Source organism: Aminobacterium sp., from assembly GCF_034926885.1.
Taxonomy (GTDB): Bacteria; Synergistota; Synergistia; order Synergistales; family Aminobacteriaceae; genus Aminobacterium.
In genome coordinates, this window is sequence record NZ_JAYFQR010000010.1 from 16,240 (window position 1) to 37,598 (window position 21,359).

Below are 21,359 nucleotides of genomic sequence, written 5' to 3' on the forward strand. Positions count from 1 at the left end.
GCAAGTGTTGATATTCGAGCTGAAGGGAAAAATGGGACATTTCCGCAGACCTGATACGACAGGAACACACGCTACATATCCCTTTATTTCAAGAACAGCGCTTCATGGTCTGCTTGCCTCTATCTTAGGGCTGGAGATGTTGGATGGGAATAACTTTATGGCCTTGCGTCTTATGACTCCCGTTTATACCTGTACGCAGGAGATGTCCATGATGGGAAAGGGATTTGAGAAGGGGGGTAAGGACTCCTTTAACAGGCCCACAGCAGTGGAGTTCGTTGTCAATCCTCATTACCGAATTTACTACACGGGCAAGTATCTTAAAGATCTTGTTGGAAAGCTGTCAGGCAATGAAAGTCATTACCATACCTATCTTGGTTGCGCCTATTGTTTGACCTTCCCAAAGTTTGTTGATGTGGCGAGAGGAATCCTCATTTCAGCTATGGGGGAAGTCTCAACAAGGACAATAGTTCCAACAAATGCCATATCTTCACTGAAGTTCAGAGAAGGAACCTGCTATAGCCGGGTGAGCGGGATGCAATACCGTTATCTTGGAGGGCGAAGATTCGATGGTACGATAAATTTCATCTACAACGACGAGAATAGGTCCATTGAATTTGTACCCGCTGTTCCGAATGAAGGCAAACCGGTATCCTTCGTAGATGTTTCTGGAGAAACAATATGTCTTTGGTGAAGCCACTTTCTGAATGTGTTGCGCGTCCCGATAACCTAGACGGTACTTCCAATCCCCTGGTAGATCACCTTTTGGTGGTCGCTAGGGGATTGGGGAATCACCAAAAGGAAAAGGAACAGAAGCTGCGATTTCTTGCCGGTTTGCTGCACGATGCAGGAAAGGCCCGAATATCCTGGCAAAAATACATAAAGGGAGAACAAAAAGAAGATTCCTGGCATTCACCGCTGGGGGCCGCTTTTTTCTGTTTTTGCTCCAGTGCTTTGATAAAATGTTGGCAGATTGAAAGAGAAGAGAGGCGCAAGTTGCAATGGCTGGCATCTAATTTGGCGATCGATATCGCCAGCCATCATGGGAAATTGAAAGACTGGACTGACGAACCTCCCTGGTACGGAAATGTCGGGAAGAATACCTTCGACGAGGTTGATTTCATAGGCTTGACAGAATTGGTGAGGCAATACTTCCCGGAGTTTCATTATGACAGGGTGTATTTCGATGACTGGTGGAGCAATTGTCGTGAAGAGTGGAAAATCTGGAAAAATAATGCTTCCCGATATTTGAGCAGGCAGTTGAAACGGGCGGATGTCTGCTATACCGAGGCGGCCATGTTTAATGTGCGAACCAAAACATCAGAATTTATAACTGCAGATCGTTTTGATGCCGCAGGCATAGAGGAAGTATTTCTCGACAGGGAGTCAGCTAAAAGAGCTCTTAAGATATTTTCACGCTATTGTATTTCTAGAGGTAAGGAAGCGATAAAAAACGGTGTTCCTCCCCATATGGTAGAAACAAGGCAGCGAATTCAGGAAGATGTCTATTCTGCCTGGCGTTCCAGTTGTGATTGTCATTTTTTCAGTAACGTTTTGCCTACGGGCTATGGAAAGACGCTGAACACCCTGCGTGTCGCCCTGGAAAGCTGCGTAAAAGGACATGCCAGACGTATTGTATATGTCGCTCCATATATTTCCATCCTTTCTCAGGCTTCTGAAGAAATTTCGGCAGCTACGGGAATTGAAGTGATGGTCCATCATCACCTGTCCATTTTGCAGAAACAGGAGATGGATGATATAGGCTATTTGGCTATGGAATCCTGGCAGGCTCCGATAGTAACTACGACTTATAACCAGTTTTTCAGAGCCCTCTTTCCATCAAAGGCTCAGCAGAGCATGAGGCTGAAGGCTCTGGAAAATTCATTTGTTATTATCGACGAACCGCAGATAATGGATGGAGATATGTGGTTAATATTCCTTTACCAGTTACGCGCCATGGCGGCTGAGTTGAACATGCGGGTACTCTTCACAACGGCAACGATGCCTCCCTTCGAATCGGGCCTGGACAATATTGTTTCTCTTGCGCCGAAAATAGTAACGCCGAATCGCTATACAGTTAACGTAATCAAAGAAGCCCAAAGTGAGGATGACATTGCGGAGCTGGCAGTGGAGAAACTACGACAGAAGGGTTCTGTCGCTGTGATCATGAACACGATTAAGGATTCTGCCCTGGTCTATAAAAAGATCGGCCCTGAACTTCGGGGGGATGAACATATTTATTATCTTTCCGGGTCAATGACATCCATTCACAAGGCTAGTCGTATCGAAGAAATCAGAAAAGCCTTGAAAAATAAAAAAATGGTTATTGTGGTCTGTACTCAGGTGCTTGAAGCAGGAGTGGATTTGAGCTTTCGATGTTTGCTTCGCGCTAATTCGGTAATGCCTTCTATAATTCAAGCGTCGGGAAGAGTAAATCGGCACGATGAGGGGGATGTGGCAGAGGTATGGGTGTTCCCTTTTTTGCGAAATGGCGAACAAAAGACAAGACAATGGGTTTACAGGAACGTAATTGCCAGGGAGGAAACGGATCGTTGCCTTGAGAAGTATGGATCATGGAAGGAAGAAAAGTCAGCAGCTATCGTATCAGATTACTACCAGGGCCTGATAAAGCGAAATCCTACTACGGGAGCGCTCGAAAGACTTGTCAAGGCAGCTAAAGGCGAATGGTCTGCTCTTTCAGGAGTTAGCCCTTTTGGTGAGGATTATCCGAAGGTAGATGTTTTTGTTCCTTTTGGGGAGGAGTTGATGGATAAAAAGACACGGGCTTTACTGAGCCATTTCGCTCCTGACGGGCTGCAGCAATTACATGACCTCTATGTTGACAGATGCTGGATGGCTACGCTGGATTTTCTGTCTAAAAAACGTTTCATGTCGTTGCTTGAATACTTTACCGTCCCTGTTTCTTTGAAGCTGGCTGCCGATTTGATAAATTCGTCGGAAAAAGCTATTCCGCAAATTACTAAAAGCGAACTTTATTCCGATGAAACCGGGCTAGCGCTGGTGGAACCAGGAGATTTTTCTCTATGCTGTTTTTAGGAGGTTCCTGCGTTGATGATAAGTTTATCTGAATCATTCCGAATCGGTGGCACGGTTGGCACAGCTCAAGATGGAGGTGAGCAAAAAATAGACCCGAATTACGACAGCGTGATGTTCTCTATACGTGGCGCAGCGAGCGCTACACCAGACGCGAGATCATCGAAGTAGAATGTGGCAACTCCGATTTTCTGATCTGAATTCGCATGTGTCCGGGAGAAGTAGGATTGAGAAGTAAGATTCCGTGTCGACCTCCAATAGCGTAAAAAACCAGGGGGATCGACACAAGCGTCAAAATCATGAAAAGTCATTGTTCGCGAGTGTTTAGATGATTTTGTCGAACCTTGACAGCAAAATATGTCGAATAGGGGAAAATGGAGAAATGTAGTAAAATACAGGGGTGCGGCGCCTTTTTATACTTCCTATAAGGGATGGAAATTTCGTTCATCTATAGATTCACAGCATTCTATATCTACTTTTTATACTTCCTATAAGGGATGGAAATTGCCATGCGATCAGCCGCCGGAAAGGGAGAAAAAGGCTTTTTATACTTCCTATAAGGGATGGAAATTTATTACAGCAGTTCCACCACAAAACGGACACGGTTCTTTTTATACTTCCTATAAGGGATGGAAATGATTTTTGATTGTAGTTATATCGGGCTCAGACTGCCCTTTTTATACTTCCTATAAGGGATGGAAATCCGAAATGCAATGCAGGCAGGCGAAGCCGAAGGAAACTTTTTATACTTCCTATAAGGGATGGAAATTTGTCGAATTTTATCCCTACTCCGTCAGCGACTTCTCTTTTTATACTTCCTATAAGGGATGGAAATTCTCTCAAGGGGTTACAGCTGATCAGCTCAACAGGTACTTTTTATACTTCCTATAAGGGATGGAAATAGAAATACGAGCTAGAACCTTGCGATGCAGAGCGGTCTTTTTATACTTCCTATAAGGGATGGAAATACGGTGACATCATTAGAGAATTTGGTGAGCATCTCCCTTTTTATACTTCCTATAAGGGATGGAAATACTTTTAGGAGGTGAAGGCATGGCGGTAACAGGGAGCTTTTTATACTTCCTATAAGGGATGGAAATGCAAAGATACGCAGGCGACAAGGTACGCAAGGCGGGCTTTTTATACTTCCTATAAGGGATGGAAATAAAGATCAGCTTTTGAAGTACAGGCAATCACATCATCTTTTTATACTTCCTATAAGGGATGGAAATCCATCATAAATACGCCAATTAACCCCTCCAATATCCTTCTTTTTATACTTCCTATAAGGGATGGAAATTTGCTATAGCCGCTATCACATAAGGATTAACTTCATGCTTTTTATACTTCCTATAAGGGATGGAAATCAGTATGACGAAATCGGCAACCTAATGGGAGGCGCGTCTTTTTATACTTCCTATAAGGGATGGAAATTTTTATTATGCCATTACCTGTCATTTTTACAATGGGCTTTTTATACTTCCTATAAGGGATGGAAATTATTAATCAAGCTAATAATGCAGCTATAGATTCTTACTTTTTATACTTCCTATAAGGGATGGAAATACCCTTTCTAAGCAGGGTGACATCTTAACAATTAATCTTTTTATACTTCCTATAAGGGATGGAAATCGCAAAAAGTCCCGTTCGTCGCTTTTACGTATTGACCTTTTTATACTTCCTATAAGGGATGGAAATTCGACAACCCTTTCAGAACCATCAGGGAAGTGGATTCTTTTTATACTTCCTATAAGGGATGGAAATCTGACCAGGAGGAGGCGGGCTATCTCGTCCTCGAATCTTTTTATACTTCCTATAAGGGATGGAAATTCTTCTTTCTCTACGACAGGTGCCCATGGCCTATGCCTTTTTATACTTCCTATAAGGGATGGAAATAGTTTTGCCCCTCTAGCATAGATTGTAGACGATCGCCCTTTTTATACTTCCTATAAGGGATGGAAATCGGAAACCTTGCACCCCTTGACTTCAATTTCTTCCGCCCTTTTTATACTTCCTATAAGGGATGGAAATTAAATTCGTCTTGGGCTTCGGTCATAGGCGCTCTCTCACTTTTTATACTTCCTATAAGGGATGGAAATTCCGATTAGAAAAGGGAGAGACTCAACGGATTGACGTCTTTTTATACTTCCTATAAGGGATGGAAATAGTTTTGCCCCTCTAGCATAGATCGGAGACGATCGCCCTTTTTATACTTCCTATAAGGGATGGAAATGCCACTGGAAGGCTGGCAGAACCTATATACCCCCAACTTTTTATACTTCCTATAAGGGATGGAAATAGGAGAACAAGGACAAAATAGATGGGCAGCAGCATGCTTTTTATACTTCCTATAAGGGATGGAAATCAAAGTCTACCCTTACGTCATTCCAGCATCTTCGGTCTTTTTATACTTCCTATAAGGGATGGAAATCTTTCACCCCGGAAGGAATGACAATGAGAGAAGCCTCCTTTTTATACTTCCTATAAGGGATGGAAATTTTAAAAGTTGACGATAAAAAATATATTCCTGAACAACTTTTTATACTTCCTATAAGGGATGGAAATGTGATACATTTCTGTCCGAAGGGACATATAAGTGTCCTTTTTATACTTCCTATAAGGGATGGAAATCGCCACGTACGTCGAATTTGGAACGCGGCGCAAGTCGCTTTTTATACTTCCTATAAGGGATGGAAATTACATCGACATTGAGTGTTCTGAATCTATAGATGAACCTTTTTATACTTCCTATAAGGGATGGAAATTACGGTGTCCCGTTGCTGTTGATGACGATGCGAATTCTTTTTATACTTCCTATAAGGGATGGAAATCAGTATGACGAAATCGGCAACCTAATGGGAGGCGCCTTTTTATACTTCCTATAAGGGATGGAAATCCCTATATGACGGCGATACAGTGTACATGACAGCTACCTTTTTATACTTCCTATAAGGGATGGAAATTTGGGTATGTACCACGAGCGGCAGATCTCGCTTTTGCCTTTTTATACTTCCTATAAGGGATGGAAATAGCTGCTCGTTATCCAACTTTTTATCCAAAATAATTCTTTTTATACTTCCTATAAGGGATGGAAATACATGCTTTGACCACACTTCAAAACGATGAGCATTGACTTTTTATACTTCCTATAAGGGATGGAAATATGACAATGCGAATTTCCCCGCCTGGAGTCACTTCAACTTTTTATACTTCCTATAAGGGATGGAAATTTTGCACCGGTTGTAACGCCGCCCTAAAGGAGGTGCTTTTTATACTTCCTATAAGGGATGGAAATTCGCATGGTGGGGCCACCGCCCCATATTGCACACAACTTTTTATACTTCCTATAAGGGATGGAAATTTTAGCCACCTAGGGCAAGGCGGTATTCCGCTTTTTGCTTTTTATACTTCCTATAAGGGATGGAAATTGAGCCATCGAAGCGGATCCGGTTTTTTACAGAACTCCTTTTTATACTTCCTATAAGGGATGGAAATCTTACAAAACTCAATCCCATGCGTAGTCTGTGCCGGCTTTTTATACTTCCTATAAGGGATGGAAATTACGAGGAACACAAAGAAGACATAAACCCCACACTCACTTTTTATACTTCCTATAAGGGATGGAAATTTTATACGCCACCCTGTTTCTTGTGCTGCATTTACAGCTTTTTATACTTCCTATAAGGGATGGAAAATGTCATCCCCCATCGCCAATTCGACAAGCGTTCCTGACTTTTTATACTTCCTATAAGGGATGGAAATGCATCTGTTGGTGAATAGCGTTCTTTTTCCCAATCCTTTTTATACTTCCTATAAGGGATGGAAATAGTTAAACCCTAAGACTCACATATACAGCGCTGTGCACTTTTTATACTTCCTATAAGGGATGGAAATTCAGCTTCAAAAACAAGCGAAAAAGAAGAAAGGTCAGCTTTTTATACTTCCTATAAGGGATGGAAATTTTTACCGCGATCGGCAAGGATGAGTATCCTCCAGCTTTTTATACTTCCTATAAGGGATGGAAATTCGTGGATATTTCCAACACATCTAATATTCCAACACTTTTTATACTTCCTATAAGGGATGGAAATTTCGCAAGTGCTTTTTTAAAAGGAGGTGAGGGCGAACTTTTTATACTTCCTATAAGGGATGGAAATCGAGAACACACTTAAGTCGCAGTCCCAGACGCAGCCCCTTTTTATACTTCCTATAAGGGATGGAAATTTGTCTCCTTTCTTCTTCGTCCTCGTGCTCGCTCGTCTTTTTATACTTCCTATAAGGGATGGAAATTGGTTACGTATCTAGGGGCACCATCGAAACGCAACGCTTTTTATACTTCCTATAAGGGATGGAAACTTATTATGGCCATTCTCATAACGTTTGGGGCTGTATGCTTTTTATACTTCCTATAAGGGATGGAAACCCGGACATCCTAACGACTGATGGGTGAATCCTTTTTCTTTTTATACTTCCTATAAGGGATGGAAACTTGACTCCCCGCCTGCCATCTATCCAATATCGCTTGACTTTTTATACTTCCTATAAGGGATGGAAACTATCCTCCGCCCACCTATTCGAAGCGTCGAGGACAGCCTTTTTATACTTCCTATAAGGGATGGAAACTCAAACCACTCTTCGGCAACCTTTCCAAAGACGCTACCTTTTTATACTTCCTATAAGGGATGGAAACTCCGAAAAAGTCGTGCATGACAATGCAACGTTATGCCTTTTTATACTTCCTATAAGGGATGGAAACAAAACTGTTCTCGAGAATATGCTGATCAGATTTGTGCTTTTTATACTTCCTATAAGGGATGGAAACCTTCTTTTTGCCAATGCTTCTACCATTGTTACACCCTCCTTTTTATACTTCCTATAAGGGATGGAAACTTGTCTCAAGTCATCCTCAGGCATGTGAGTTGTGTCCTTTTTATACTTCCTATAAGGGATGGAAACAACACAATGTCCACGAACTGACATTGAAGGAGTCTCCTTTTTATACTTCCTATAAGGGATGGAAACGGAAACAATTTGGCTACGACTGAGGCGGATATAGTCCTTTTTATACTTCCTATAAGGGATGGAAACTAGGGAAGAGAAATGTATGTAATTAAAAAGCAGCCTTCTTTTTATACTTCCTATCTCTTCCAAAAGAAAATCGCACTTCTTTCCCCGAACAAAAAGCCGGCCTCAAATTCAAGGCCGGCTTAACTATTTTTCTACTTACGCAACAACGTGTTAGGCAGCAAAATCGCCGTAGCCCCTTACAGAGTTCAAACCATTTTCCTAATTCTGATAGGCCCGGTTAAGATGCTTTTCCCACTTGCCCTGAAACAAGGTAATGACCACTACTACAAGCCAATAAACAAGCATGGCTGCCGCATAACATTCAAAGTATCTATACGAGTTAGATGCTTCTATTTTTGCTTTTCCCATCACTTCGGTAACTCCAATGGTAAAGGCCACCGCCGTCCCCTTAAGGGTCATTATCAGATTATTGCTCAATGATGGCAGAGCAATTCGTCCTGCTTGAGGCAATATGATTCTCCGCGCTACCTGGAAATTAGTCATGCCTACCGATAATCCCGCCTCGAATTGGCCCTTCTCCACAGCGGAAATAGACGACCTTATAGTTTCAGACATGTAAGAAGAAATATTCAAGGCTATCGTCATAGAGGCTGCGGCAAAAGCGCCCATTCCTCTAAGTGGAGTAATGAAATGAGGCAATCCGAAATAAATAAAAAACATTTGAGCTATTACGGGGGTGCCTCTAAAAATAGAAACATAGAGTTGAGCAAGAGGATAAAGAACCTTGATCTTAGAATTGTAGATCAAAGCAATTAATACTCCCAAAATCAGGCCGCCTAAAAAGCTTAGTGCTGTCATTTTCATGGCAGCACTAAGTCCTTTTAATACGAGAGGTAAAATATCAATAAAATAATTTAGATCAAAAACCTTCATCGCATGTCATTTCTATTCTATGTTCTATTTCATTCCGCTGAACGAAGTAATATCTAATCCAAACCACTCCATAGAGATTTTGGATATAGTGCCATCTTTACGAAGTTCTTCTAATACTAGATTCACTCTATCCATTATTCTCTGACTATTCTCGTTTCCACGAACGTAGGGATATCCAACAGGGGTCGCCAACAATACCAAGGGATCTATTTTGCAATCGATACCCATTTTACGAATATCTCCCATCATAGTTATAGGGTTGCCAAAGTAAGCATAAATCCGCCCCATATCTACGTCTTGAGGAATATGTCTGAACTCTTCATAGGGAACCACTTTGATTTTTTCATCGGGATCAAAGGTTTTGATTACTCCTGCTGCGGCAGATCCTAATGCAACGCCAACCTTCTTGCCGTACAAGCCTTCAATAGAAGTAACCTCTGGGGTTCCCTTTTTTGTCATAAACTGCAACGCTCCGCTACCATAGCTATCGGAAAAATCATATTTCTTTTTGCGCTGAGGGGTAATGCCAAGAAAATGAGTTATAGTATCAATTTCGCCATTGTCCAAAAGGCCAAAAAGGCCGGATATGCTGTTATATTTATATTCAAGTTTCAAGTTAGCTCTCTTAGCAATTTCTTTCCAAAGATCGGCTTCAAACCCCTTAACTTCTCCGTTCTCTTTAAATATATAAGGCTGCCCGTCCTCTTTAGCTCCAATACGAACCAATAAAGTTTCAGAAGGAACCTCAGCCGCTAAAGCGGAACCAACACTCATTAACATAAAAGCCATAATCACTGCTGTAAATAAAGAACTACGAATTTTACAGATCATTCAATACTCTCCTTCGACGTTATATTTTGTTATATTTCAGGGTCATCAAAAAATGCCCTGATAAAACCCAAAGTAGCCTCGATTCCACTCTCCAAACAACGGGGATCCGCATCAAATTTAGGATTATGATGGGGTGCTCCGTACCCCAACTTTTGATTGGCGCATCCCAACAAAGCATAGAGACATGGGAAATGGGTCATATAGCGCCCCATAGTATCGGAAGCCATCCACGGCTCTATCTTTACTAAATCTTCTTTCGGGAAAATTTTTTGAAGAGCATTATCTGCAAGAGATACCAGGCAAGAATCATTCACCACTGCTGGATATGGCCCTAAATAATTCATCTCACCTCGGCATGAAAAAGCTCTGGATATGTCTTCTACCATAGACGTTAACGCGTTTTTGGCTTTCTCTTCTTGTTCTGGGTCAAAAAAACGAATCGTTCCTGAAAAAGAACACTCCTCGGGAATGAGATTACGAGCTGATCCGGCATGAACACTACCTATAGTAAGAACTAAAGGTTTTATAGGGTTAACTATCCGCGAAGATATTACATTGATACCACAAATAATCTGAGCGGCACATGTAATTGGGTCTGCTGTTTGATCGGGCCTCCCACCATAGCGTCTACCCCTTCACCTGTCTCCTCTCCAGACTCAAAACAAAAGTATATGTTTCCTGGAAAAACAACACTATCACTAGACAAGACCTTGGCTACGGCAAGAAGAATGGCTTGATGAAAATCATGACCACAAAGATGTGCTGCATCTTCCGTTAAAGAGCAAACTTTTTTCGCGCCTAATAAATTCGACGGGGATTCAACACAAGGAAGAGCATCCATTTCCGCACGAAGCATTATAGATTTTGAAGCTCCACTGCCCTTAAGTACCCCAAGTATGCCGTTCTCCACTACAGAAGAATAAACGCCACGCATACGACATCCTCCATAGATATAACTCTTATTCTGCAAAGTTATGCCGTAGTATAGTGTACAGTAAAACATTTTGTCAAGATTAGTTATCATCAATAAAAAAAGCCGGCCTCAAGTTTGAGACCGGCTAAATCTTTTATTTTTACTTACACGGTGAATAACCGCAGCTAAAACAGTAAGCACATCCAGAAATCATTTCCATGGGGCTGCCACATTCGGGACATTTCAAATCCCTATGTTCTTCTTCCTGCCCTTCTTTTTCTATCAATTTTTCAAGAAGCATGGCGATAGCATCGGGGATAGAGCGCGCAATATGTGTATCATCGTAGTCGAACACCCAATATTCCTTTCCAGAAAGGCCTTTCAACGTAGCTATAAAGTCTTCAAGTTTTCCACCACTTCGCAAGCCGATTGAAATAGCCCGTGAAAGAGCTTCTGTCATAGCGTTCAATTCTGAGCCACTTTTGCCTATTGTTGCAAAGACTTCAAAGGGGTCGGTTCCATCAAAATTAAGGGTTACATACATGCTGCCCCACGGAGTCTTCTGCTTAATTGTCTTTCCAAAAACAACAAGCCCTGGCCGTTTTTTAACTTTGCTTGTGTGAGGAACTTCTTCTTTCTTTTTAACTTCAATGGGTTGAGCGGAACGAGAGCCGTCTCTATAGATGGTGATTCCCTTGGCTCCCATTTCATAACACATTTCATATACTCTCTTCACGTCGTCTACTGTTGCCGAATGAGGCAAGTTCACTGTTTTACTAATGCCACTGTCGATGTATTGGGAGAAAATACCTGTTACCGCAACGTGTTCATCAGTAGAAATGTCATAAGCCGTTACATAGTTCGGGTTAGCGATTTGCCCTGTCTGTTTCAGTTCTTGCAACTGTTCTTGGTCTATGAGCTTATGCCAAAATTCTCGCATTTCATGGCCTGAGCCGTCAGTTTTCATTATGCGACGTGTCCACGACCATGCAAAGTTAGGCTCAATTCCAGAGCTTGTATCCATAAGCATGGAAATCGATCCTGTAGGAGCAATGCTTAGCCGCCGACTATTTCGAATCTGCCCCGTAGAGAGGGCTTTCAATACTTCTTTTACTTTTGAAAGACGTTCTTTGTCGTCTCCCAGTCTCTCGTTGTTTATAAGGCTTTCAATAGCATTAACCAATGTATAAGGAACCGTCTCTGTCTGCTTCATGAAGGCTAAAACGGCATTCATGTCATCAAGATCGGCCTCTTCAAACCACGTAGAGGTAAAGAGCTCTTCTTGTTGTATCTCTGCCTTGAAGGCATCAAAAAGCTTTTTAACCAAGTGGCTTTCATCGAAAGGAGTTTTGCCCATAACTGAAACAAGCTCTTCAGTTGCAGAGAGAGCGGCAGCTGACATGCTTTCTCCGAGAGCCGTACAATACTCATTGAAAGAGTCAGAGCCATAACGCATTCCAAGCATAATAGCAGCATCAGCAAGCCCCATAACACCAAGACCCACCGGACGAATTTTCTTCGTTCGTTCCTCAATGCGAGGCAAAGGATACGAGCAGGCATCAATAACAAGGTCAAGGTAGTATATTGAACGATAGACCTGATCGATAAAGCCCTCAGCATCAAAAGCAGAAACACCGTCTTGTGTCGTAACAAAGGCTTCAACGTTGATCGAACCAAGGTTGCAACTCGTATAGTTAGGCAACGGCTGTTCGCCACAGGGATTCGTCGATTCAATGCACCAGTCTTTATCAAGTTTTAGAAGGTTGTCGGCATTCGCTCTGTCAATAAAGAAAACTCCGGGATCTCCCCGTCTCCACGCACTTTCACACAGTTTGTTCCAAAGCTCTTCAGCTTTAACTGTACGTGCTTCTGTGCCATTAATACGGGACATGAGCGAAAAATCGCCGCCGGTATTCACAGCTTCAATCAAGGCATCTGAAACGCATACAGATATATTGAAGTACGAAAGTTTTCCTTCTTCGACTTTGGCATCAATAAAATCCATAATATCGGGATGATTGTCGAAAAGCATTCCCATGAGAGCAGCACGACGACGTCCTCCCTGAACAACAACAGAGCCCATGGTATTCCATGTCTCCATAAAGGAGATTGGGCCACTAGCCTGTCCACCTGTTCCACCGTTAATTCCTGCCCCTTTTTCTCTTAGCCATCCAAAATTGCCACCAACGCCGCCGCCGAATTTACTGATGATGCTGGCGTCTTTGACGGAATCGAAAATTCCTTCTATGCTGTCGGGAATGTCAATAACAAAACACGCAAAAAGCTGCTGGTTTTTTGTTTTCGATGCAAGTAGCTTTTCGTAGTCATCGAAGGTCATGTCGTCAGGTGATTTATAGATCATCGACGCAAGTTCTGGCTCGATGGTCATTCCCGCTCCGGCCCCGAAAAGGCATGGGGAATTAAACAAAAACCTCCGGTTTAGAATATCGTTAAAGATGTTCTTTTCCAGGGTTTGAAGCCAAGAAAGAGCGTGAGAATCATTTTTGTCGAGATAGAGGGTCTCGGCACTGGCGATAATACGCGCCACACGGCGTGCAAATTCCTCAAAAGAACGCTCCTGACGTACCGCACCTATTTCCTCATCGTAACGATCAATAAAATAACGCTGGGTAAGAAGCCACATGGCATTTTCTGACAAACGAGGAGTTGAAGGGTGCTCAAGCACGCTCAGGTCGATCTGTCTATTAAAGCGTTCTTGAAAATGTTTCATCATATCTCTCGACCTCTCTTTATAAAATTACCCTATATATAGGGCTCATGAAAAGTAAAAACGCTAATTATAAATTTAGCACAAAATTTTTTCTCATTATATGGTCGTAAATACTCTTTTTTTCTTGGGACATTTATTACAATACTACCCAGGGTGTAACATGATATCATAATGCTGCATGTAAAAAAGCATAAACTTCTGCGGAGGAGGAAAAGTAGTGAGTACATATAATTTCGATACTATTATTGATCGACATCATACTTCGTGTGAAAAATGGGATTTTCTAAAACAAAAATTTGGGCGTGACGACTTGCTTGCCATGTGGGTTGCTGATATGGATTTTACAGCCCCTCCAGAAGTTATTGAAGTGCTTAAAGAACGAGTTGACCACGGGATTTTTGGCTACACAGGAAAAACAGAAAGCTATTTCGAGTCAATTGTACAGTGGGTTGACAAGAGACATGACTGGAAAATTAAGCCTGAGTGGATATGCCATTCCCCTGGTGTAGTTCCTGCGCTCTCCATGGCTGTTCTCGCTTTAACTCAGCCTGGCGATGGTATTATTTTACAAACACCTGTATACCCTCCCTTTTATAGTTCAGCAAGCGGTCAGGGACGTCATATTGTAGAGAACCCTCTTGTGCTTCGTGATGGCCATTTTGAAATTGATTTTGATGACCTTGAGAAGAAAATAGATCCGTCGGTAAAAATGCTCTTCCTTTGCAATCCTCATAATCCGACTGGTAGGGTCTGGACAGAAGAAGAATTGCGAAAGATTGGCGAAATTTGTGTTCGTCACAACCTTATTATTGTGTCTGATGAGATTCACTCAGATATTATCTATAAGGGATTCCGCCATATTCCAATTGCATCTCTTTCTGATGAAATAGCAGCGAGAACTATTACGTGTATTGCTCCAAGCAAGACTTTCAATATTGCAGGGCTGTCAACATCTGCCATTATTATTCCTAATGAAGATCTTCGAGCTCAGTACACTTCAATCCTAAAATTTCTTCATATCGACAGTGGAAACATCTTCGGAACATTTGCTCTGGAAGCTGCATATCGAAAGGGAGAACCTTGGCTTGAAGAGTTAATTGAATACCTTGAAGGAAACGTAAATTTTATCGAGGAATTCCTGAAAGAGAACATTTCCTCAATAAAGCTGATTCGACCGGAAGGAACATATGTTCCTTTCATTGACTGCCGTGAACTCGGCCTTTCTGGCGACGAACTTCTTGATCTGTTCGTCAATAAGGCTCGTGTAGCTATGAACAACGGAGCCTGGTTCGGTAAGGGCGGCGAGGGCTTTATGCGTATTAATATTGCTGCACCTCGAACCGTTATCAAAGAGGGGCTCGAAAGAATTGCACGCGCTGTTGCGTGTATTGAAAAATAACGATAGATAAAAAGAGCGGAACCTCTGTTTATGAAGGTTCCGCTCTTTTTTACTCTTTTATTCCGTTCTCTCTTTTAAGGGCTTGCCCAAGTTCTTTCTAATGTATGGACAATAAAGAGCTGCTACAGGATTATGTCCAAGTTTCCGATCTTTTACAACTAATGTCGTCACTGGTGCTTTCGAGTGACGGTAGAAAACAGAATCATGACCTACGCATAAGCCTAAAAGGATATTGAACTCACATCCCGCCTCGTTTAAAACTCTGGCCTGCTCGGCAGGATTGCATGAGGCACTTCCCAGCCAGGGGCGTCTTTCCATTCCAAGGCTTTCTTTTGTCATGCCGCCAACTTTGCAACAGACAGAATTGAGTTCAAACTCCTTGGAGATGATATCCCCCAAAATGGCAGCTTCTTCGGCAAAACCAACACAAAAAGCGAGCCCCAACTTTTTAAATCCCATTCGCCGCGCAAATTCCAGTGTTTCATCAACTCGACAGGCTTCTCCATAAAAGAGAGCTTCGATCTCTGCTGAAACGGTAACAAGCCGTCTATCGAGAGAATTTTCCTCATAGAGAGCCAAGCTGTCTTTAGTAACACATGGATTTCCCTCTCTACAAGGGTGGGCTTTACACTTATGACACTGCATGCTCAGATGGGTCCTCCTCTGCATATCGTCGAGAGACGAAATCAATAATGATATTATCTACGTTTGTCATACCTTCGATATTAATTGCCGCAGCATTGGCAACAGTTTTTTCTATCGTTTCATCAACAACGCCTTGAGGCCCATCGAGTTCGTTTCCATCAAGCACAATCATAGCTGCACAATAAGCCTCGTATGCTCCCGTTCCAACCTTGAGAGCACATGTATCTTTTGCTCCATCACAAAGCATACCAACGAGGTTGCTGACAAGAATCTCAACAGCCTTTTCTACTTTATGCAAATCTTTTGAAAGAAGGAATGTTATACCAGCTGCTGCACCAGCTCCAGCGGCAACGCTGCACCCACATACAGGGCTTAACCTTCCCATTCTGCTTTTAAGAAAGCTCGTGGTAAGGTGGCTGAGTGTAATAGCTTTTGCCATTTCTTCTTTATTTTTATGATAATGCTCTGCCACAATATATACGGGCAAAATCGCTGTTATTCCGTGATTTCCGCTTCCAGCGCTGCTCATAACAGGAAGGGGAGCTCCGCCCATTCGTGCATCTGAAGCAGCGGCAGAAATAGCTTTTATTTTATTACCAAGGGTTCGGGTATCCCCATCTTCAACATATTTCATCATGGATTTACCTACACCGAGCCCTAATTTTCTCTTAGGATCAAGCCCAAGTTCGGCAATTTCCATATTCATTCGTACGCCTTCCATAACATAATCAATATCCTCTTCGTCCATATTATCCATGATGCTTACGAGGTCACGATAGGACATTGCTTTGATCTGGTCAGGAATACTTTTTTCATCGTTTTTATTTGCATTCTGAGAAATTCCTTGAAGGGCATATGTTGATTTGCCATCAAGAGTAACTTTAACAATATTAGTGTGGCTTCCTTCAATGACACATTCAGCGGTGTGATGTTCTGTCGTCACTATAGCCCGCACATATACACCATGTTTATTCATGTCGGGTAAAACTTTAACGCAATTCTGTTCTATGAGGCTCTCTGCCTGCGTTACAGCGTTATCAGTACAATCTCGCAATACTTCAAGGCCGTAATCAGCATGACCACAAATGACCGCCAGAGCGGCAGCGATAACATTTCCTTTTAAGCCATTTGTGCCTGGGATGCCGACTGCAATTCCATTCTTATAGATACTGCTGCTAACCGTTGCTTCTACATTTCTGACTTTCTCACGGCCGGCCTCTTCCCACGCCCGGGCGACAGCCAACGCTACCGCACCGGGCTCAGTACACCCAAGTGCGGGTTTTACTTCAGAGTGCAAAAACTCTTTCACTGTAAACATATTTCTTCCCCCTTTATATTGTGCTAGGCTAAATATTCTTTATCTGAAGCAGACAACTCTTTTGAACGAGCAATAACTTGCTCTGTTAATTCAACAGATTTTCCTATGTGTTTTGAATAATCCATAACAGCATCAAGCTCAGCTGATGACACATGTTTCTTTATTTCAGGGTCATTCATCAAAATGTCTCGGAACTTCATATTGTTGTTTTGTGCTTGCATTACGGCATCACGAATGAGATGGTGGGCTGTTTGTTTTCCTACTTTTTTACCTATATAGAACATGAGAGCTTCAGAGAAAAGCATTCCATGGAGCATATCTAAATTTTGGGAAATTCTTTTTTCATTGATATCCAAACCAGCTAAGACAGCGTTACACGCCTCAAGCATCTTCGCTGTCATAATACTGCTTTCCGGCATAGAATGCCAGTCTAGACGCCAGCTTCTTGTATCTCGCTCGTGTTCAGAAATCATACCCTGAAGTCCAAGATTTGCATTAGAAATAACGATTCGAGCCATTGCAACAACAAATTCAGATGTTTCGGCATTTCTCTTATGAGGCATAGTGCTGCTACCAACATAATGTTCTCCCAGAGGCTCTTGAAGTTCAAGAATTTCTGTTCGGCTTAACTGGAATATCTCGTTTGCGATTCTTCCTATGGTTCCTGCAATCATTCCCAGTACGGAAAGATATTCTGCGAATGTATCACGAGAGCTTCCCCAGCCTGTTGCGGGAACTCCCAAGTCTAATTCTTTCATTACACCATCTATTGTTTCAAGAGCCTTTTCACCAAGGCCAGCCATAGTACCTGTGCCGCCATGAAGCATTCCTACGAAAAGAGTCTCTTTCATATGTTTCATTCGCTCAATATCTCTACGAACTTCAGCAATCCACCCTGCAAATTTCAAGCCTAATGTAATAGGAAGTCCCTGTTGGTTGTGAGTACGGCCTGCCATGGGGAAATCTTTATATTTTTCAGCAAGTGGAATCAATATCTCTTCCATACGGCAAAGATCTCTGAAAATGATGTGATATGCATCGCGGATTTCCATAACCATTCCAGTGTCTTCAATATCTTGCGTTGTGGGGCCATAATGGATGTATTCTCCAGCATTACCCTCGCAGATATTCTGAACAGCTTTAATAAGAGGAACAAAGGAATGTCCAGTTTCAGCTATACCTTTTTTGATAGCGTCTATATCAAGAAGCTCCATATGAGCTTTTTTCTGAATTTCCTCAGCTGCTTCTTCAGGAATAACTCCAAGTTTCCCTTGAACTTTAGCTAAAGCAGATTCGATATCCAACCATCTCTGGTATCTTTTTCTATCATCAAAAACAGCTCGTGCTTCTTCTGTTCCCCAACCATTTTTATAAAATTCAGAATCAATAATATGAGACATCTCTTAAGCCCTCCGCTTATAGTAAGGATTCAAAATCAAATGCATTAATTTTATCCATGTCATATGTCCAACGAACAATACTTTCTCGTTTTTGCTCTGAAAATCGATACGATGTCAGTTGGTTAAACTTATCAATCATTTCTTCACGACTCATTGGTGTTTCTGGATCCCCACGTCGGTATAAGTTCTCTTCCGTAAGAATTGTTCCATCAACGAGCTCTATAGAAACTTTACATGGACGACATTTAGGAAATTTCTTATTTACATCTTCATCAAAAACTAGTTCAACTTTCTTCATTACGTTCTGGATAGTTGAATCTTTTAAGGTCTCTTCGGTCATATTGACAAAAGTAATCTCTTTTTTCGTTATCAAGAAGGCCAAACAGAACGGTATGCTAAATTTTGCTTCTTCCAATGTCCGTGGATTAAGAATGCCAGCAACATCGATGGCTTTTTGATAAACTCGAGCTTCAATCCGCTTGATTTTCTCTGGGTCAAGTGGAGTTTTCTTTAAAATTTTTTGAGTTGCGTCGATCATGGAGTGGGTCTGTCCACAAGTGGGATACCCCTTAAAGTTAACCTCACTCACTTTATATAGAGTTCCTAATCTATCGTTTAATTTTGCATAATTACTCGATGGGGAAACCGCTTTACAAAAGCCTTTTTCCCCTTCGAAAATATGCTCAGGACCAGGAATATTCTGTTGAGCAAGACGAGCAGCGATAATTCCTGAAAGAACAGCTTTCCCTGGATGGAATGGTTTTGCTTCTACCTGTCCATCAAGAAGGAATTGCCATAATCCGGATGCCTGAGCCCCAGCATGAGCAAGTGCCCAAACAATTTGTTCTTCAGATAGATCTAAAATTTTCGCCGCCGCAGCCGTAGCACCGAAAGTTCCTGCTGTTGCAGTCGTGTGCCAAATAGTGTAGTGATCTTGCCCAAGACACTCTCCTACACGGATAGCCAAATCGTATCCAGCAACAGCTGCTTCAATAGCCTTGTGACCAGTTATGCCTTTTTCTGCTCCGAGAGCCCAAATTACCGGAAAGACAACTGTTCCGATATGCATAATCGATTCACGGTGCCCATCATCCACTTCAGAAATATGCCCCAACGCTCCATTGGCAAAAGCAGCCCATAGAGGATTCGTTTTCTGATCGCTTCCTAATATAGAAAGATTTCCAACCCCACCCATTTCAAGAGCGAAGTTTATATATTTTTGAGTTATGTTAGGATGCTCATAGGCGTTCAGCACCGCCCCTAACCAATCCAAAACACAATCTTTTGTTTTAGCTACAACTTCTTCTGGAAGTTTTTCATAGGCAACGCCATGAATAAAAGAAGCTAATTCTCTGGAATAACTCAATGTTTTTCCTCCTTATGCGTGGGGTCCTACCATGTTTTTAGGCTGCACCCACATAGAAAACTCTTCCTCTGTAACGTACTGAAGAGCAAGAGCCGCTTCTTTCAATGATGTTCCGTTTTTATGAGCTGTTTTAGCTATTTCAGCTGCTTTGTCATAACCAATGTGAGGAGACAAAGCTGTAACAAGCATGAGAGAATTATTGAGATTATGCTCAATTTTTTCGTTATTAGGAGTAATTCCAGCAACGCAATTCTTCTCGAAAGAAATCATTACATCAGCCAATAAACGGCAAGATTGCAAGAAGTTATAGATAAGCACCGGCATATACACATTAAGCTCAAAGTTGCCCTGACTTGCAGCAATACCAACAGCAGTGTCATTCCCCATAACCTGAACGGCAACCATAGTTACAGCTTCACACTGCGTAGGATTAACTTTACCTGGCATAATAGAACTTCCCGGCTCATTGGCAGGGATGATAAGTTCACCTAAGCCACAACGAGGACCTGATGCGAGCCAACGAACATCGTTAGCTATCTTCATAAGATCAGCAGCCAAGGCTTTGAGAGCACCATGTGCGTACACTAATTCATCTTTACTCGTTAAAGAATGGAATTTATTCGGTGCGGTTTTAAAAGGAAAACCTGTCAAAGTCGCTATTTCCTCAGCCACAAGGCGAGCAAAATCGGGATGTGCATTTAACCCCGTACCGACAGCCGTTCCCCCTAACGCAAGTTCTTTGAGACTGTCACTTCCTTGCTTAATCATCATTTCACAGCGATCAAGCATATTCACCCAGCCACTAAATTCCTGTCCAAGGGTAAGTGGCGTTGCGTCTTGCAGGTGAGTCCGGCCAATTTTTACTATATCCATAAAAGCTTCAGACTTCTTTTGAAGAGAGGCCCGCAATGTTTTTAACGCAGGCAAAACACTTTCTTCCAAAGCAAGAACTGCCGCTATATGCATAGCTGTTGGGAAAGTATCATTGGAACTTTGCGACATATTGACATGGTCGTTGGGATGAACAGAAGCTTTTTCGTTTATTTGATTAGCTCTATGCGCAAGCACTTCATTCACGTTCATATTTGATTGGGTGCCACTTCCCGTTTGCCAAACAACAAGCGGGAAATTTTCTGAAAGTTTATTATCTAGAGCTTCATCAGCAGCCTGTATAATCGCTTCGGCCTTATCTTTATTCAATTTATTAAGTTTAACGTTAGCAAGAGCTGCGGCCTTCTTCAAAATAAAAAAGGCATGAAGTACTTCTGCAGGCATCTTTTCCGTTCCAATTTCGAAATTCTGGAAGCTTCTTTGAGTTTGGGCACCCCACAACTTATCGCTGGGGACACGCACCTCTCCCAAAGAATCTTTTTCTATTCTAAAATCCATGGTCAGCCTCCTAAGAGTTTTATACTCGAGCTACACCTGTTTTTCTGGCTGCCTCTGCGACAGCTTTGGCAACAGCCGGAGCAACGCGAGGATCGAGAGCTTCGGGAATAATTCTTTCAGCTGTGAGTTCATCCTCAGAAATAAGCTCAGCGATAGCCTTACTGGCAGCAAGTTTCATCTCTTCGTTGATTGTGCTTGCGCGAACATCAAGAGCGCCTCTGAAAATGCCAGGGAAACCAAGACAGTTGTTGATCTGGTTCGGGAAATCGCTTCTCCCTGTAGCAATAACAGCAGCACCGCCAGCCTGAGCTTCATCAGGATAAATTTCAGGCGTAGGATTGGCCATAGCAAAGAT

At 42.2% G+C, this 21,359-nt stretch carries 14 protein-coding genes, 1 pseudogene and 1 CRISPR repeat array; of the genes and pseudogenes, 3 read left to right on the forward strand and 12 right to left on the reverse strand.

Translation table 11 applies throughout. From position 1 onward, the window contains the following. Positions 1-4 precede the first annotated feature (4 nt). Both cas5 and cas3 read left to right on the forward strand, forming a co-directional pair. Positions 5-691, forward strand: a complete 687-nt coding sequence (gene cas5 / locus VB083_RS05405) for a CRISPR-associated protein Cas5 (RefSeq protein ID WP_286954097.1) — start codon at positions 5-7, stop codon at positions 689-691. Then, positions 679-3,054 carry a CRISPR-associated helicase Cas3' gene (gene cas3, locus VB083_RS05410; RefSeq protein WP_323401840.1) on the forward strand — a complete coding sequence of 792 codons (2,376 nt, stop codon included), beginning with the start codon at positions 679-681 and terminating at the stop codon, positions 3,052-3,054. The genes cas5 and cas3 overlap by 13 nt, the downstream gene beginning before the upstream one ends. A gap of 406 nt (positions 3,055-3,460) precedes the next feature. Next, positions 3,461-8,139: direct repeats of the CRISPR family, unit length 30 nt; unit sequence CTTTTTATACTTCCTATAAGGGATGGAAAT. Positions 8,140-8,337: 198 nt separating this feature from the next. Here cas3 and VB083_RS05415 read toward each other — a convergent pair. The 6 genes and pseudogenes from VB083_RS05415 to VB083_RS05435 all read right to left on the reverse strand — a co-directional run bounded on the left by VB083_RS05415 (position 8,338) and on the right by VB083_RS05435 (position 13,490). Beyond that, the gene (locus VB083_RS05415; protein WP_213699781.1) at positions 8,338-9,012 is read right to left on the reverse strand and encodes an amino acid ABC transporter permease; all 675 of its coding nucleotides are present in this window, start codon (positions 9,010-9,012) and stop codon (positions 8,338-8,340) included. A gap of 24 nt (positions 9,013-9,036) precedes the next feature. After that, positions 9,037-9,843, reverse strand: coding sequence for a transporter substrate-binding domain-containing protein (locus tag VB083_RS05420; RefSeq protein ID WP_323401841.1), 807 nt, complete (start codon positions 9,841-9,843; stop codon positions 9,037-9,039). Positions 9,844-9,872: 29 nt separating this feature from the next. Further along, positions 9,873-10,187 (reverse strand): M20/M25/M40 family metallo-hydrolase, encoded by a 315-nt coding sequence (locus VB083_RS05425; protein ID WP_323401842.1) that lies wholly within the window; start codon positions 10,185-10,187, stop codon positions 9,873-9,875. An 87-nt stretch (positions 10,188-10,274) separates the two neighbouring features. Beyond that, a pseudogene (locus tag VB083_RS11755) lies at positions 10,275-10,433 on the reverse strand (peptidase dimerization domain-containing protein); the annotation flags it as partial. Then, complete coding sequence (locus VB083_RS05430; RefSeq protein ID WP_323401843.1) at positions 10,394-10,777, reverse strand: M20/M25/M40 family metallo-hydrolase; 384 nt, start codon at positions 10,775-10,777, stop codon at positions 10,394-10,396. The gene VB083_RS05430 and the pseudogene VB083_RS11755, both read right to left, overlap by 40 nt. A gap of 139 nt (positions 10,778-10,916) precedes the next feature. Next, entirely contained in the window at positions 10,917-13,490 is a 2,574-nt protein-coding gene (locus VB083_RS05435) for an adenosylcobalamin-dependent ribonucleoside-diphosphate reductase (protein ID WP_323401844.1), read from the reverse strand. Positions 13,491-13,704: 214 nt separating this feature from the next. Between VB083_RS05435 and VB083_RS05440 the strand changes: the two genes are divergently transcribed. After that, positions 13,705-14,886, forward strand: a complete 1,182-nt coding sequence (locus VB083_RS05440; RefSeq protein WP_323401845.1) for a PatB family C-S lyase — start codon at positions 13,705-13,707, stop codon at positions 14,884-14,886. A gap of 57 nt (positions 14,887-14,943) precedes the next feature. Here the strand turns inward: VB083_RS05440 and VB083_RS05445 are convergent, their stop codons facing one another. The 6 genes from VB083_RS05445 to VB083_RS05470 form a co-directional block, all read right to left on the reverse strand. Then, complete coding sequence (locus VB083_RS05445; RefSeq protein ID WP_213692219.1) at positions 14,944-15,531, reverse strand: DUF1847 domain-containing protein; 588 nt, start codon at positions 15,529-15,531, stop codon at positions 14,944-14,946. After that, positions 15,518-16,849 carry a serine dehydratase subunit alpha family protein gene (locus tag VB083_RS05450; protein WP_213692220.1) on the reverse strand — a complete coding sequence of 444 codons (1,332 nt, stop codon included), beginning with the start codon at positions 16,847-16,849 and terminating at the stop codon, positions 15,518-15,520. Before VB083_RS05450 ends, VB083_RS05445 begins: the two co-directional genes overlap by 14 nt. A gap of 23 nt (positions 16,850-16,872) precedes the next feature. Beyond that, positions 16,873-18,249 (reverse strand): adenylosuccinate lyase, encoded by a 1,377-nt coding sequence (gene purB, locus VB083_RS05455; RefSeq protein ID WP_213692221.1) that lies wholly within the window; start codon positions 18,247-18,249, stop codon positions 16,873-16,875. Positions 18,250-18,265: 16 nt separating this feature from the next. Next, positions 18,266-19,615 (reverse strand): MmgE/PrpD family protein, encoded by a 1,350-nt coding sequence (locus VB083_RS05460; protein WP_213699776.1) that lies wholly within the window; start codon positions 19,613-19,615, stop codon positions 18,266-18,268. Between the two features lie 12 nt (positions 19,616-19,627). Continuing rightward, a complete protein-coding gene (fumC, locus tag VB083_RS05465; RefSeq protein ID WP_213689873.1) occupies positions 19,628-21,004 on the reverse strand; it encodes a class II fumarate hydratase in 1,377 nt (458 codons plus the stop codon). Between the two features lie 19 nt (positions 21,005-21,023). Continuing rightward, positions 21,024-21,359, reverse strand: a 336-nt coding sequence (locus tag VB083_RS05470; protein WP_323401846.1) for a malic enzyme-like NAD(P)-binding protein, incomplete at its 5' end; no start/stop codon positions are given.

Coding starts and splice junctions, on each gene's coding strand:
- cas3 (WP_323401840.1), top strand. CDS start 679: ATGTCTTTGGTGAAGCCACTTTCTGAATGTGTTGCGCGTCCCGATAAC.
- VB083_RS05415 (WP_213699781.1), bottom strand. CDS start 9,012: ATGAAGGTTTTTGATCTAAATTATTTTATTGATATTTTACCTCTCGTA.
- VB083_RS05420 (WP_323401841.1), bottom strand. CDS start 9,843: ATGATCTGTAAAATTCGTAGTTCTTTATTTACAGCAGTGATTATGGCT.
- VB083_RS05425 (WP_323401842.1), bottom strand. CDS start 10,187: ATGAATTATTTAGGGCCATATCCAGCAGTGGTGAATGATTCTTGCCTG.
- VB083_RS05430 (WP_323401843.1), bottom strand. CDS start 10,777: ATGCGTGGCGTTTATTCTTCTGTAGTGGAGAACGGCATACTTGGGGTA.
- VB083_RS05435 (WP_323401844.1), bottom strand. CDS start 13,490: ATGATGAAACATTTTCAAGAACGCTTTAATAGACAGATCGACCTGAGC.
- VB083_RS05445 (WP_213692219.1), bottom strand. CDS start 15,531: ATGCAGTGTCATAAGTGTAAAGCCCACCCTTGTAGAGAGGGAAATCCA.
- VB083_RS05450 (WP_213692220.1), bottom strand. CDS start 16,849: ATGTTTACAGTGAAAGAGTTTTTGCACTCTGAAGTAAAACCCGCACTT.
- purB (WP_213692221.1), bottom strand. CDS start 18,249: ATGTCTCATATTATTGATTCTGAATTTTATAAAAATGGTTGGGGAACA.
- fumC (WP_213689873.1), bottom strand. CDS start 21,004: ATGGATTTTAGAATAGAAAAAGATTCTTTGGGAGAGGTGCGTGTCCCC.